Below are 12,666 nucleotides of genomic sequence, written 5' to 3' on the forward strand. Positions count from 1 at the left end.
ATGTCCAGCACTCATATCCGGTTGCAGGGGCAGGGGAAGAAAATATGGCTGCACGATCCGTCATCGCGCTGGTTTCCGTCGCTGATGTGGTGGCCGGCGATCTCGCCGACCATCTCGACCGGCGTGGCCATGACGTGCGCGAGGCGCGGCAGCCCTGGGAAGCCGAATCCCTGCTCTCGGCCGGAGGCATCGACGTCGTCATCGTCGGTGACAGCGTCAGCCAGGCGGAGGGGCGGGACCTGCTCAGGCGTTATGGCGGCGGCAAGAGCGTGGACGGGAAGGCCGGGCCCGATTTCATCCTGATCTGCCGACCGGCCGATCTGGTCGACAAGGTGCTGGCGCTCGAGCTTGGCGCCGCCGACGTCGTTGAAAGCCCGCTCAATGTCCGGGAGCTTGCCGCGCGCATCGGCGGCCTGCTGACGCGACGCGGCAGGTCTGCCCAGGAACTGATCGTGCTGGAAAATGCCACCGTCGATTTGCGGTCGGCTATCGTCATGCACCGCTCGGGTGCGGAAGAGCAGCTGTCGCCGGGTCAGGTGGCGTTGCTCAGGCTGTTTCTGGCCAGCCCGCGCAAGGTGCTGACGCGCGACGACATCATTGCGGCGGCGCCGGCTGAAAATGCCGATGCCTTCGACCGCTCGATCGATTCGCGCATCGTGCGGTTGCGCCGCAAGCTCGACACCGAAACCATCATCACCATACGCGGCGCCGGTTACCGGTTCGACCCGCCGACGCAGCGCGCCGACTGAGAGCAGTAAGGCTGGATTGTTACGCGGCTCGCCCAAAACCGCTGCGCAATTTTGGGCGGCATGCATAGGCGTCAGCGCACCACCAGAAGCGATGGTCCCGACGGCAATTCACTGGCGACCACGATGTCGCTGGAAGCCTGCGCGCGGTCCTTCAGGAGAACTGTGGCGAGACCGGCAAAGCCGAGCAGGCCCTGTGCGTAGAGCAGTGCCGAAAGCACCGTGGCAGCAGATTTCGTCTTCATCGGTATCCCCAAAAATCAAAACCGCGGGTGCTTCAGGATAAACCCGAAGTGCCCGCGCCGCCCACGGAGCCCCCCGCTGCGGCGCGGGCCTTCGGTCCTCTCGGCAGCAAGTTGCCGGAGGGGCCGCGCATCCACTTCAATCCAAGGCCGACCCGCCAGAAGGCCTTGAGGCGGTTGATGCGCAGACTGGAGACAATCCAGACCAAGGCTATGAACAGCGCGGCATGCAGCGTCGAAACCTCACCCGAATTCATGGCCGCCAGTTTCGTCATCGGGGTGCCGGCTACTGTGCCGATGCCGCCGACAACAAATGCGGCAATGCTGATCCTGAAAAGCCAGGACAGGGTGGTCGATCTGATGCTCATTTTCGTTTGGCGCCGGCTGTTCTCGTTGGGATGACTGTGCGGTTGGCCTGTAACCAGATCATGCCGCCCCGACCGCGCTTTGTTGCAAGTGGGTTTCGAGCGAAGCCAAACCTCTTTCATATAAGGATATCCGCGCCTTCGTTTGGCGAACTGGCCACAGCCGGAGTGCGCAGGACGGACGGGACGCTCCTCCTCGGCTTCTCCCTTGCCCGCCTTGCTTGTTAACCAGAGGAAACAGATTCGAAACACAAACGAGTATCAAGCGAAGTCAGTCTGAAACATGACGCAGGGATAAGGCGGTCATCGAATTGACGCCGGCCGGGCCGGCAAAAAGGGGAGCCATCATGTACAGAGCCATTTCCGCCAAACTCATCAACGTCACCGTCGCCGCTGCCGGCGCCGCGCTCCTGCTTGGCGCCGCCAACAGCGCCGCCCATGCTGCGGCAAACCAGATCGTGGCGCGTGTTTCGCTGTCGCAGCAGACCATGGAAGTGCTGGTCGACGGCCGGCCGACCTTCGCCTGGAAGGTCTCGACCGGCGACAGGGCGCATGTCACGCCGACCGGCTCGTTCAAGCCGACCCGCATGCATGAGATGTGGTACTCGAAGAAATACGATAACGCGCCGATGCCGCATTCGGTGTTCTTCAGCGGCGGCTACGCCGTGCATGCGACGTACGCCATCAAGCGGCTGGGACAGCCGGCGTCGCATGGTTGCGTGCGGCTGCATCCCGACAATGCCGCCGACTTCTACCAGCTGGTTGAAACCTTCGGCCCGACCAACACCAGCATCGTCATCGTCAAGTAGCAGACTGCGGTTGGAGTGGTCGTGCAGCGCAGCCAGACGGCCGTGCCGCACCGCAAGCTCCCGCCTGAGGCTCCATCAGGGCTTCGCGGTAAATCAATCCAGTCAAAAAAGAGGCCGGAAGTTTCCGGCCTCTTTTCGTTTGTTCGCTTCGCAGTTCGACTGGGGCAGTTTTAGTCCACGGGCACCGGCATCAGCTTCGGGTCCGGCTTCTCGGCGTGATGCGGAAGGTCCTTGCTGGCGATGAAGGTGTAGAACATCGGCACCACGAACAGGGTGAACATGGTTCCGACCAGGATGCCGGTGAAGATCACCAGGCCCATCGAATAACGCGCCGCCGCACCCGCGCCGCTGGACACGATCAGCGGCACGACGCCGAGCGCCATTGCCGCCGTCGTCATCAGGATCGGCCGCAGGCGCACCTTGGCCGAGGCGATGATGGCCTCCCTTCGCGACATCTTGTGCTTCTCGCGTTGCTGGTTGGCGAACTCGACCAGGAGAATGCCGTGCTTGGTGATCAGGCCGATCAGCGTGATCAGGCCGACCTGCGTGTAGATGTTAAGCGTTCCAAGCCCCAGATTGAGCGGCACGATGGCGCCGAAGATCGACAGCGGCACCGCCATCATGATGATCAGCGGATCGCGGAAGCTTTCGAACTGCGCCGCCAGCACCAGGTAGATGACGATCACGGCGGCCGCGAACGCGATCAGGATCGTGTTGCCCTGTTCCTTCTCCTGCCGGGACTGGCCGGAATAATCGATGAAAAAGCTTTCGGGCAAGCTCTCCTTGGCAAGGTTCTCCAGGGTCTGCAGCCCGTCGCCCGTGGTGACGCCTGGAAGCGGCAGCGCTGATATCGTCGCCGAGTTCAGTTGGTTGAACTGCTCGATCGCGGCCGGCGAGGCGTTGGTCGAAATCTTCACAACCGCCGAAAGCGGCACCATCTCGCCGGTCACGCTGCGCACGAAATATTCGCCGAGCTTGTCGGGATTGTCGCGGAATTCCTGCGGCACCTGCGGGATGATGTCATAGCTGTTGGAGTCGCGGTCGAACTGCGCCACTTCGGCGCCGCCGACCAGCAGCGTCAGCGTCTGGCCGATGTCGGCAATCGGCAGGTTGAGAGCCGCGGCGCGGTCGCGGTCGATGGTCACCGTCACCTGCGGCGCGTCAAAGGACATCGAGTTCTGCACGACGATGAAGCGGCCGGAGGCCTGCGCCTTGTTCTTGATCTGCTCGGCCGCCTCGTAGACCTCCGCCGAACCGCCGGTCGAGCGAACCACCATGGAGATCGGCAGCCCGCCGCCGGAGCCGGGCAGCGTCGGCGGCGCGAAGACGAAGGCCTCGACGCCGGCGACCTTGGCGAGACGTCCCTGGATGTCGGCCTGAAGCTCCTTTGAACTGCGCTGACGCTCGGCCCAATCCTTGAAGGCGAAGCCGACAAAGGCGCCGTTGGTCGCGCCGCCAAAGGCAACGGCGGAGAATTGCGCCCTGGTTTCAGGAATGTCCTTCACCAGGCCGAGGATCTGGTTGACATAGGTCTCGGTGTAGTCGGATGTCGCATAGCGCGGTGCCGTCACGATCGACAGCAGGAAGCCCTGGTCCTCTTCCGGCGCCAGTTCGCTTGAAGTCTTGGTGAACATGAAGCCGGTGAGCGCAACCAGCGCCACGACCATCAGCAGGGTCACCGGCCGATTTCTCAACGAGGCGGTGACCGCCCGCTCGTAGACGTGCTCGACACGGCTGAAGGTGCCGTCGACGATGCGCTGGAAGCGGCCGGGGGCGCCGGCCTTCAGCAGGCGCGCCGCCATCATCGGCGTGATGGTGACGGCGATGACGCCGGACAGCACCACCGATCCGGCCAGCGTCACCGCGAACTCGCGGAACAGCGCACCGGTCAGGCCGCCGGTGAAGGCCAGCGGCGCGAACACGGCGGCCAACGTAATGGTCATGGCCACGATGGCGGAGAAAATCTCGCGCATGCCGTTGAAGGCCGCCTGCATCGGCGACATGTGGTCTTCCTCCATGTGGCGATGGATATTCTCCACCACCACGATGGCGTCATCGACGACAAGGCCGATGGCCAGCACCATGGCCAGCAGCGACAGAAGGTTGATCGAATATCCGACCGCAAACAAAAGGAAGCAGACGCCGACCAGCGACAGCGGGATGGTCACGATCGGCATCATCACCGAGCGGAACGAGCCGAGGAACAACAGGATGACCACGATGACGATGGCGACGGCCTCGGCGATCGTCTTGAACACCTCGTCGATCGAGGCGCTGATCTGCTCGGTGGAATCGTAGACGATCTCGATGGTCATGCCTTTCGGCAGCGTGTCCTGAATCAAAGGCACGATCTTGTGGATCGCTTCCGCCGTCGTCAGCGGGTTTGCGGCCGGCGTCGGGAAGATGGCGAGGAAGGTGCCCGGCTTGCCATTGAAACTCACCCTGGTGTCGGTGCTCTCGGCGGCAAGCTCGACGCGCGCCACGTCGCGCAATCGCACCACCTGGCCGTCGGTCGAACGCAGCGGAAGTTCGGCAAAGGCCTCTGGCGTCTGCAAAGTCGAGCGAACGGTGATCGAGGATACGACATACTCGTTCTCGGTGTTGCCAGGCGCCGACAGGAAGTTGGAGTTGTTGATCGCGGTCAGCACTTCGGCCGCGGTGACGCCGCGCGCGGCGAGCTTGACCGGGTCGATCCAGACGCGCATCGAATATTCCTCGGCGCCGAAGATCTGCACGTCGGCGACGCCCTCCACCGTCGATATGCGCGGCCGCACCACGCGCTCGATATATTCGGTGAGCTGCTCCTTCGTCATGTTCGGATTCTGCATCGAGATGTACATCATCGCGAATTCTTGGCCGGTACCCTTGACGATGACAGGGTCCTTCGAGGCGTCAGGCAAGGTGCCGCGCACGCCCTGCACCTTCGACAGCACCTCGGTCAGCGCGACATCCGGGTTGGAGCCGAGCTTCATCTGCACAACCACGGTGCTGGAAGAGGGCCGGCTGGACGAGGTGACGTAGTCGATGTTCTCGGTCGATGCGACGGCACGCGCGATCGGGGCGGAGATGAAGCCCTGGATCAGGTCGGCACTGGCGCCGGGATAGGCGGTCGTGATGGTTATCGCCGTCTCGTCGACCTTCGGATACTGCCGGATCGACAGGTTGAAGATGCCCTGGAAACCCAGGAGCAGGATCATGCAGGCCAGCACGGTGGAGAGCACCGGCCGGCGAATGAAGATATCGGAAACGTTCATTGCTGAGCCTGCTGGTTAGCCGACTTGCTGGGGTCAATGGTGTTGTCGACAGCAACGGACATGCCGTTGAAGAGACGGTTCTGACCGGCGGTGACAACCTCGTCGCCGGCCTTGATGCCTTCCACGATCTCGACCATGCCGTCGTTGCGGCGGCCGGGCTTCACGAACACCTGCGACAGGACAAGCGCCGGCTTCTCCTCGTCAGCGGCGGGTTTGCCGGCGTCAGCAGGAGCGGGCTTTTCGGCGGCCTTGTCCGTGGACTTCGCCGCGTCGGCGGCGGGCTTGGCGGCCTCGGCCTGCGGCTTTGCGGCGTCGTCGGCTGGCTTGTCGGCGGTCGGCTTCTGATCCTCGGCCTTTGCCGGCGGAGCCGCGCCCGCCTCGGCGGGCTTTGCCGGAACGACCACGAAGACGAAGTCGCCATAGAGGCTCGACGTCAATGCCGTTTGCGGCAAGGACAGGATATTTTTCTCCTGCGGCAGCTCGACGCGAACCTGGACGAACTGGCCGGGCGTCAGCTTGCCATCAGGGTTGGCGACTTCCCCCCGGACGGACACCAGGCGGCTCGAAGCGTCGATCTTGGGGTCGATGCCGCGAATGGCGCCGGCAAATGGCATGTCGGCGCCGCCGCCGCTGCCGCCGATGCCGAGCCGCACGGTCTGGCCGATCTTGAGCAGCGGCAGCTGCTGTTCGGGCACGGTGAAATCGACCCGCATGGTGTCCAGATCTTGCAAGGTTACCACCGCGTTGCCGGGCGAGAGATATTGGCCGAGATCGATCTTGGGGATACCGACCGTGCCGCTGAAAGGCGCCGTCAGCCGCTTCTGGTCGAGCACCGCCTGCAGTTTGGCCACTTGGGCTTCGGTGGCTGTTGCGGTTGCACGTGCCGTGTCGAGCGTAGCTTCCGGATTAACGCCGCGCTTCTGCAGTTCGATGGCGCGCTCCAGCGCCGTCTGGACGACCGCCACTTGCGCCTTCGTTGCTTCGAGATCGGCGCGCTCGACTGCGTCGTCGAGCTGCAACAGGACTGCACCGTCTGCAACCTTCTGATTGGCGTGAAACAGGATCTCCTTGACAACGCCGCTGGTCTCGACGGTCAGGTCGACGCCGCGCACGGCGCGCACCGTGCCGATCGCCTCGACGCCCGGCGTCCAGTCGGAAGGTTTGACGACAACCGTCGACACGGTCGTCGCCGGCGGCTTCATGGTGGCAAAATACTGTTTGATGGCGCTGTCACGGAACAGGTTGAAGCCGACGACGCCGACGCACACCAGAGCGAGCAGAAGCAGAATTGCTGTGATAGAGATGAAGCGCTTCACGAACTGTCCCCTGGGCCGGTGTCCGGCAAAATAGCCGAATTTCGGGACACCTATCCACGGGTAGGTCCCGATTACAAATGACGGCGAACTTACTGTACCGTCTGGACGGTCTTGTCAATTCCGCCTAGGCTCGTGTGGGGGGAGGGGACCGATGAAGACCCGAAGGGCAAATTCGCGCGACAAGATACTCGCCGCCGCTGCCGACGTAGCACGCGAGACCGGCCCCGGCAGCCTGTCGCTGGATGCCGTCGCCAGCCGCGCCGGCGTGTCGAAAGGCGGCTTGCTTTACAACTTTCCGACCAAGGCCAAATTGATGCAGGGCCTGGTGGAGAATTACCTGCGCGCCTTCGAGCTGGCGCTGGAATCGGGCCGTGTCGCCGGCGCCAGCTGCGAGAGCCTGCTTGCCACTTATATCCGGCTCTCGGCGGCTGATTGCGAGGAACCGAAGCCGACGGCCTCGTGGATCTTCTCGGCGATCGCCGAGGATCCGGATTTCCTGACGCCGATAAAAGCCTTCAAGTCGCAGCTTCTGCAGCGGCTGAAGAGCGAGACACCGGACCTCAAGACGCTGCTGGTCTGCTTTCTGGCCATCGAAGGGATGCGCAGCATGAACCTCTTCGATTCCGATGTGCTTTCTGCCGACGAACGCCGCTTGCTCGTATCGGCGCTGCTCGAGATTGCGGGATAGTTCCATCAGGGCGATGCAAGCGGGCGGGTCAAATTCCGGCGCTGCTGCGCCTCCTTGCGCGATCAAAAAGACCATAGCCGTCACATCAGCTTCATCGTCCAGTCATAGCGTCACCCGTGGTTCTTTGCTGCAGTGCAAACGGAGTGGGACGATGGTGGACGTTGTTTCTAGCGAGGCGGGTATTCCGAGACCGGACCATCCGCTCAATCGATCAGGCGGCGCGAAGTGGTTCCTGCCGGCCTTCGGCGTGCTGGTGCTCGTCGGTGTCATTTATGTCGGCTACGCGCTCAGCCAGGATCTGGCGGTGGCCAAGACCGTGCCGTGGATCCTGCTTGGCATTGCCTTGCTGATTGCGCTGGGTTTCGAGTTCGTCAACGGCTTCCACGACACCGCCAATGCGGTGGCGACCGTCATCTACACCCGCTCCATGCCGGCTGAATTCGCCGTCATGTGGTCGGGTGTCTTCAACTTCCTTGGCGTTTTGACCTCGAGCGGCGCGGTTGCGTTCGGCATCCTGTCGCTGCTGCCGGTCGAGCTCATCCTTCAGGTCGGTTCTTCCTCGGGCTTCGCCATGGTGTTCGCGCTGCTTGTCGCGGCGATCCTGTGGAACCTCGGCACCTGGTTCCTCGGTCTGCCGGCTTCCAGCTCGCACACGATGGTCGGCTCGATCATCGGCGTTGGCCTCGCCAATCAGTTCATGGCGCCGGCCGGCAGTGCCACCAGCGGCGTCGACTGGGGTCAAGCGACCAATGTCGGCATCACGCTTCTGGTGTCGCCGATCGTCGGCTTCTTCGCCGCCTTTGTCCTGCTCTATGTGATGAAGCTGCTGGTCCGAAATCCTGCTCTCTATGAGGCGCCGAAGGGCAACACACCGCCACCATGGTGGATCCGCGGCCTGCTGATCTTCACCTGCACCGGCGTGAGCTTCGCGCACGGTTCCAATGACGGCCAGAAAGGCATGGGCCTGATCATGCTGATCCTGATCGGCGTCGTGCCGACGGCCTATGCGCTCAACCGCACGCCCGACATCAACTATCTCGAGGCCTACAAGGCGGCTTCGGTCAGCGTCGAGACGGCGCTCGGCAAATACGTCAAGCCGGGCGCCACCGTCACCGACGCCAAGGCTGCCGTCCAGGATGCCGTACGCACCCGGACCTGGAGCGATCAGACGACCGTTGCGCTGCAGACCTACATCCACAACACCACGACTTCGCTGCAGCCCTATGCCTCGGTCGACAATGTGCCGACTGACCTCGTCAGCAATGCGCGCAACGACATCTATCTGATCGGCGAGGCGCTGAAGCTGATCGACAAGAAGAAACTGCTGCCGATGGAAGCCGCCGACCTGAAGGCGGTCACCGACTATCACAAGGCCGTCGACAACGCGACGAAGTTCATCCCGCTATGGGTGAAGATCGCGGTGGCGTTGGCGCTCGGTCTGGGCACCATGGTCGGTTGGAAGCGCATCGTCGTCACCGTCGGCGAGAAGATCGGCAAGAGCCACCTGACCTATGGCCAGGGCGCTGCCGCCGAGCTGGTGGCGATGGTGACCATCGGCATGGCCGACCGCTTCGGCCTGCCGGTTTCGACCACCCATGTGCTGTCCTCGGGCGTTGCCGGCACCATGGCAGCCAACGGGTCGGGCCTGCAATGGTCGACGGTGCGCAACCTGTTGCTGGCCTGGGTGCTGACGTTGCCCTGTTCGATCACGCTCGCCTTCGTGCTGTTCGTGATCTTCCGCCAGGTTTTCTGAGCGGCGGACCCTCAAAGGAAGCGGCGCCGCTTGCGGCGCCGTTTCCTTTTGTCGGCCTATCCTGCGAAGACCCATGAAGAGTCAGAGCGTGCGCCTGCCCGCAAGCGGGCCACCACTTCGAACGGTTCAGCTTTTGATGGAATTGTTGGCCGGCTCCAGCCGGGGCTCATTCCTACCGCCGCGCAACTTCCGCCCTGTTACGGCGGCGCAGCTGGCGTAGCGACAACATGTGCAGCAGGATCGAGCTCGGCACCACGAAAGCAGGGGTCAGCACACCCGGATAATCGCCTGCGCCGATGCTCTGCACATCCGGGACAATCAACTGCCACGGGCCGGGCGAGGTGATTATGCCCATGGTGATCGCGACAGCGAAGTCGGCAAGGCCCAGGATGTTCCAGAGAGTTGCCGCCCTCCGGCCCTCGGCTGTGCCAGTTGCCACTGCGATCGCAGCCGGCAACGCGAATAATCCGGTCAGCATGTCGCCGATGCCTGCCGGCGCTGCGAACGCGCCGGGCAGCGCACCGCGCAGCCAGGCCGCGATAGCCCAGGTGCCGAATACGCGGTAGAGCTGAAGCATGACGAGCCAGCTCGCTGGCATCGCATCGAGCACCAGCCCGATCCGCTTCGAGAGCAGCAAGAGCGGCGCCCCGATGATCACCGGTAGGAAGATCGCGGATGGCAATACCGGAAAAGACGCGGTGCCCACGTGAAAGACGCCGTTGATCGCGGCGCTCCAGGCGAAGGCTAGCCACAGCGTGTCCGGGATCATGATCGCCAGCCAGGTCGCGCGGCGTTGAGCTGGCGTCAGGCTCGTGTGTTCGAGGCCGAGCCACAATCCCAGCGCGATGAGCCCGTGGGCTGCGAGCTGGTGGGCCGTGGTCGGAACGCCGGTGGCCGGGATCGCCGGCCATCTGTAGATCACCAGGAGCCAAAGCGCCGTGAGCGGCGCAAACCAGAGCAGGCCGCGCCAGGCGTCACGCGATGGAACGATAGCAGGGGAAACAGCTTCGGCAGTCATCAGCGGCACTCCATTGAGCCCAGCGCATTTGTTTGCGCTCAGATGTACGCCTGCTTTCCGCGAGCGAATATTCGCGACAATGTTGATATGCCATGAAGAAGAACTTCACAGTCCGGCAGAGCTTGCTCGATGGCGTGAAGGCGTGCCCACGCGTTGCACCGTCGTTTCGTCGAGCTGCCGCGGAGCTCATGGTGACTTTATCGGATCGGCCGAGCGGATCGCATCCTTGTCCCGCATGTCGGGGCAGCGCTCGTGATAGACACGATGCGCGGCGTCGGTTCGACCAACCGGTGCAGGATTCCGTTCGCGGGCGATGTCCGCTTTGTAAGATTGCTCCGCCTGTGCCGGACGCAAATGTCAGGTCGGATCCTCGCGGTGCAGATCGTGGATGGTGACGCCGTCGGCATTGGTCGGCAGCATCAGCCATTTCTTATGGCGCAGCGTGCGTTCCGTGTCTTCCTGGCCCATCTCCCAGTGCTCGCGCATCGAGGTGCCGGAGAATTCATAATCCTTGGCGTGGCCTTCGTAGCCTTTGTGCTGGTAGATCAGGTGGACGATGTTGACCACGCCGGCATCCGAATAATCGGCGATCAATTCCTTCTCGCCGTCCTTAAGCTGCTCCGGCGGCACGCGCTTCAGCGCATCGAGCAACTTCATCTTCAGCGCATGGATGCGCTGGAAATTGTCGGTGTTCTGGCGTGTGCGGCTGGAATACATGATGTCCTTGTGGCGCGACAGCACGTCAGCCATGCCGCGCGGCAGCACGCCGCGGGCGCTGAACAGGTCGACCTGGAACACCAGCGAGGAGCGGTCCTCTTCCTGGTCGAGCAGATATTGAAGCGGCGTGTTGGAGACGATGCCGCCGTCCCAGTAATATTCGCCCTCGATGCGAATCGACGGGAAGGCCGGCGGCAGCGCGCCGCTGGCCATGATGTGCTCCGGCTCGATGCGCACCTTCTCGGTGTCGAAATAGACGAAATTGCCGGTCCGGACATTGACGGCGCCGACGCTCAGCCGCTTCTTGCCGTCGTTCAGCACGTCGAAGTCGATCAGGCTTTCCAGCGTGTCCTTGAGCTCGGCGGTGTCATAGAAAGAGGTAGCGCCTTCGGCGCCCGACAGCTGGAGCCAGGGATTGGGCGAGCGCGGCTTGAAGAAGCCGGGCTGGCCCATCGCCATCGTCATGAAGGACGAGGTCCGGTTGCGGATGTCGCGGTAGATGTCGCCTTCCGGCGTGTAGGGCCAGATCTTGCGGCCCGAGACCGTCTGCCAGAACTGTTCCAGCCGCTGCAGCCGGCGGCTCGCCTCGTTGCCGGCAATGATGGCGGCATTGATGGCGCCGATCGAGACGCCGGACAGCCAGGTCGGCTCGCACCCGGCATCGGCCAGCGCCTGATAGACGCCGGCCTGATAGGCGCCGAGCGCGCCGCCGCCCTGGAACACCAGGGCGATGCGATCGTATTGCGCGGTGATTTCCGCGATCGTGGCGGCAGCTGCCTTGCTGCGGTTACGCTCAAGCACTGACTTTCTCCAGTCTGGTCGCGCCGGCAGCAGACTGGTCGGCGAGGTAATCATGCACGACTTCGCCGAGGCCAAGCGTCAGATCTGCTTTGAAGTGGACGGCCGAGACGATGTCGAGCACCGGCAATTTCGCCACATCGGCCATCACGTGCGGGCGAAGGTCGAGCGCGGCCGGCGCCGTCCAGGCTTCCTTCAGCGTGATGTCGGTCAGGTAATAGCGCACCAGCTCGCAGATGCGCGGGGTTCCGTCGACATGCGGTATGATCTTGATCAGGAAGTTTGGCGCGGCGAGCGAGGCGAGCACCTGGTCGTGGTCGGCCTCGCGATGCTTGTAACCCATGGTTCCGGTGGCGCAGAGAACGCTGCCATAATGCAGCGTGCCGACCACCACTTCGCCCTCGTGCACGATCTTGGGGTTCGCGAGCTTTTTGGGAAATCCCCAGAGTTCACGGCCGCCGGCGATCGGCGCGTCGTCGTCGAGATACATGGAATGGACGTAGCCGCCATGCTGGCCCTTGTAGCGGACGGGGATGACCTGGCCGGTCTCGGTGTAGTCGCCGAAGCCGGTTGAGTCAGGCATGCGGATGAATTCGTATTTGACCAGCGGCTCGTCGATCTCCAGCGGCGCCGGCACCACTGCTTCGAGCGCCTCGCGCGTCGTGCGGTAGGTGATGATGACGTATTCGCGATCGAAGAAACGGTATGGGCCGGGCGGGAAGGAAGGGTTGGTCAGCGGCATCGCATAGGCGCGCTTCACGACATCGGCGATTTCCAAATTGCTCACCCATCGGTTCAGGAACGATCTTGCGGACGTGCAGGACGATTATGTTGCACGGCAGCATGACAGTGCCATGTCGTGTCACTTCGATGCCAGCGCATGGCGCGCGTGAAGGATCACAACATTGTAATCGCAATGACATATGGTCATGCCATTGTTATGTTGCGATGCACAAACCA

The 12,666-nt window shown here is 63.1% G+C and carries 11 protein-coding genes; 4 read left to right on the forward strand and 7 right to left on the reverse strand.

Annotated features, from left to right (window positions below; all coding sequences use genetic code 11):
* Nucleotides 1-44 precede the first annotated feature (44 nt).
* Entirely contained in the window at nt 45-749 is a 705-nt protein-coding gene (locus AC1DXM_RS21320; protein ID WP_112559478.1) for a winged helix-turn-helix domain-containing protein, read from the forward strand.
* A 71-nt stretch (nt 750-820) separates the two neighbouring features.
* On the opposite strand, the gene AC1DXM_RS21325 is transcribed toward AC1DXM_RS21320, so the two are convergent.
* Nucleotides 821-991 carry a hypothetical protein gene (locus AC1DXM_RS21325; RefSeq protein WP_185970250.1) on the reverse strand — a complete coding sequence of 57 codons (171 nt, stop codon included), beginning with the start codon at nt 989-991 and terminating at the stop codon, nt 821-823.
* Nucleotides 992-1,023: 32 nt separating this feature from the next.
* Nucleotides 1,024-1,476 carry a hypothetical protein gene (locus tag AC1DXM_RS21330; protein ID WP_477235887.1) on the reverse strand — a complete coding sequence of 151 codons (453 nt, stop codon included), beginning with the start codon at nt 1,474-1,476 and terminating at the stop codon, nt 1,024-1,026.
* Between the two features lie 224 nt (nt 1,477-1,700).
* Here AC1DXM_RS21330 and AC1DXM_RS21335 point away from each other — a divergent pair, with 224 nt between their 5' ends.
* Nucleotides 1,701-2,162 (forward strand): L,D-transpeptidase, encoded by a 462-nt coding sequence (locus AC1DXM_RS21335; RefSeq protein WP_477235889.1) that lies wholly within the window; start codon nt 1,701-1,703, stop codon nt 2,160-2,162.
* A gap of 170 nt (nt 2,163-2,332) precedes the next feature.
* On the opposite strand, the gene AC1DXM_RS21340 is transcribed toward AC1DXM_RS21335, so the two are convergent.
* Together AC1DXM_RS21340 and AC1DXM_RS21345 are read right to left on the reverse strand one after the other, a co-directional pair.
* Entirely contained in the window at nt 2,333-5,416 is a 3,084-nt protein-coding gene (locus AC1DXM_RS21340; RefSeq protein WP_352585318.1) for an efflux RND transporter permease subunit, read from the reverse strand.
* A complete protein-coding gene (locus tag AC1DXM_RS21345; RefSeq protein ID WP_477235891.1) occupies nt 5,413-6,732 on the reverse strand; it encodes an efflux RND transporter periplasmic adaptor subunit in 1,320 nt (439 codons plus the stop codon). The genes AC1DXM_RS21340 and AC1DXM_RS21345 overlap by 4 nt, the downstream gene beginning before the upstream one ends.
* Before the next feature lie 151 nt (nt 6,733-6,883).
* On the opposite strand from AC1DXM_RS21345, the gene AC1DXM_RS21350 reads away from it, so the two are divergent.
* Nucleotides 6,884-7,420 carry a TetR/AcrR family transcriptional regulator gene (locus tag AC1DXM_RS21350; RefSeq protein WP_477235893.1) on the forward strand — a complete coding sequence of 179 codons (537 nt, stop codon included), beginning with the start codon at nt 6,884-6,886 and terminating at the stop codon, nt 7,418-7,420.
* A gap of 151 nt (nt 7,421-7,571) precedes the next feature.
* A complete protein-coding gene (locus AC1DXM_RS21355; RefSeq protein ID WP_477235895.1) occupies nt 7,572-9,173 on the forward strand; it encodes an inorganic phosphate transporter in 1,602 nt (533 codons plus the stop codon).
* 172 nt (nt 9,174-9,345) lie between these two features.
* Here AC1DXM_RS21355 and AC1DXM_RS21360 read toward each other — a convergent pair whose 3' ends face one another.
* From AC1DXM_RS21360 to AC1DXM_RS21370, 3 genes are all read right to left on the reverse strand, one after another.
* Complete coding sequence (locus AC1DXM_RS21360; protein WP_477235897.1) at nt 9,346-10,191, reverse strand: MFS transporter; 846 nt, start codon at nt 10,189-10,191, stop codon at nt 9,346-9,348.
* 357 nt (nt 10,192-10,548) lie between these two features.
* Nucleotides 10,549-11,709 (reverse strand): patatin-like phospholipase family protein, encoded by a 1,161-nt coding sequence (locus tag AC1DXM_RS21365; RefSeq protein ID WP_477235899.1) that lies wholly within the window; start codon nt 11,707-11,709, stop codon nt 10,549-10,551.
* Nucleotides 11,702-12,484: an acetoacetate decarboxylase gene (locus AC1DXM_RS21370; protein WP_477236142.1), complete on the reverse strand. Its 783-nt coding sequence runs from the start codon at nt 12,482-12,484 to the stop codon at nt 11,702-11,704. The genes AC1DXM_RS21365 and AC1DXM_RS21370 overlap by 8 nt, the downstream gene beginning before the upstream one ends.
* Between the last annotated feature and the right edge of the window lie 182 nt (nt 12,485-12,666).

This window comes from Mesorhizobium sp. P3_A2 (assembly GCF_056403115.1).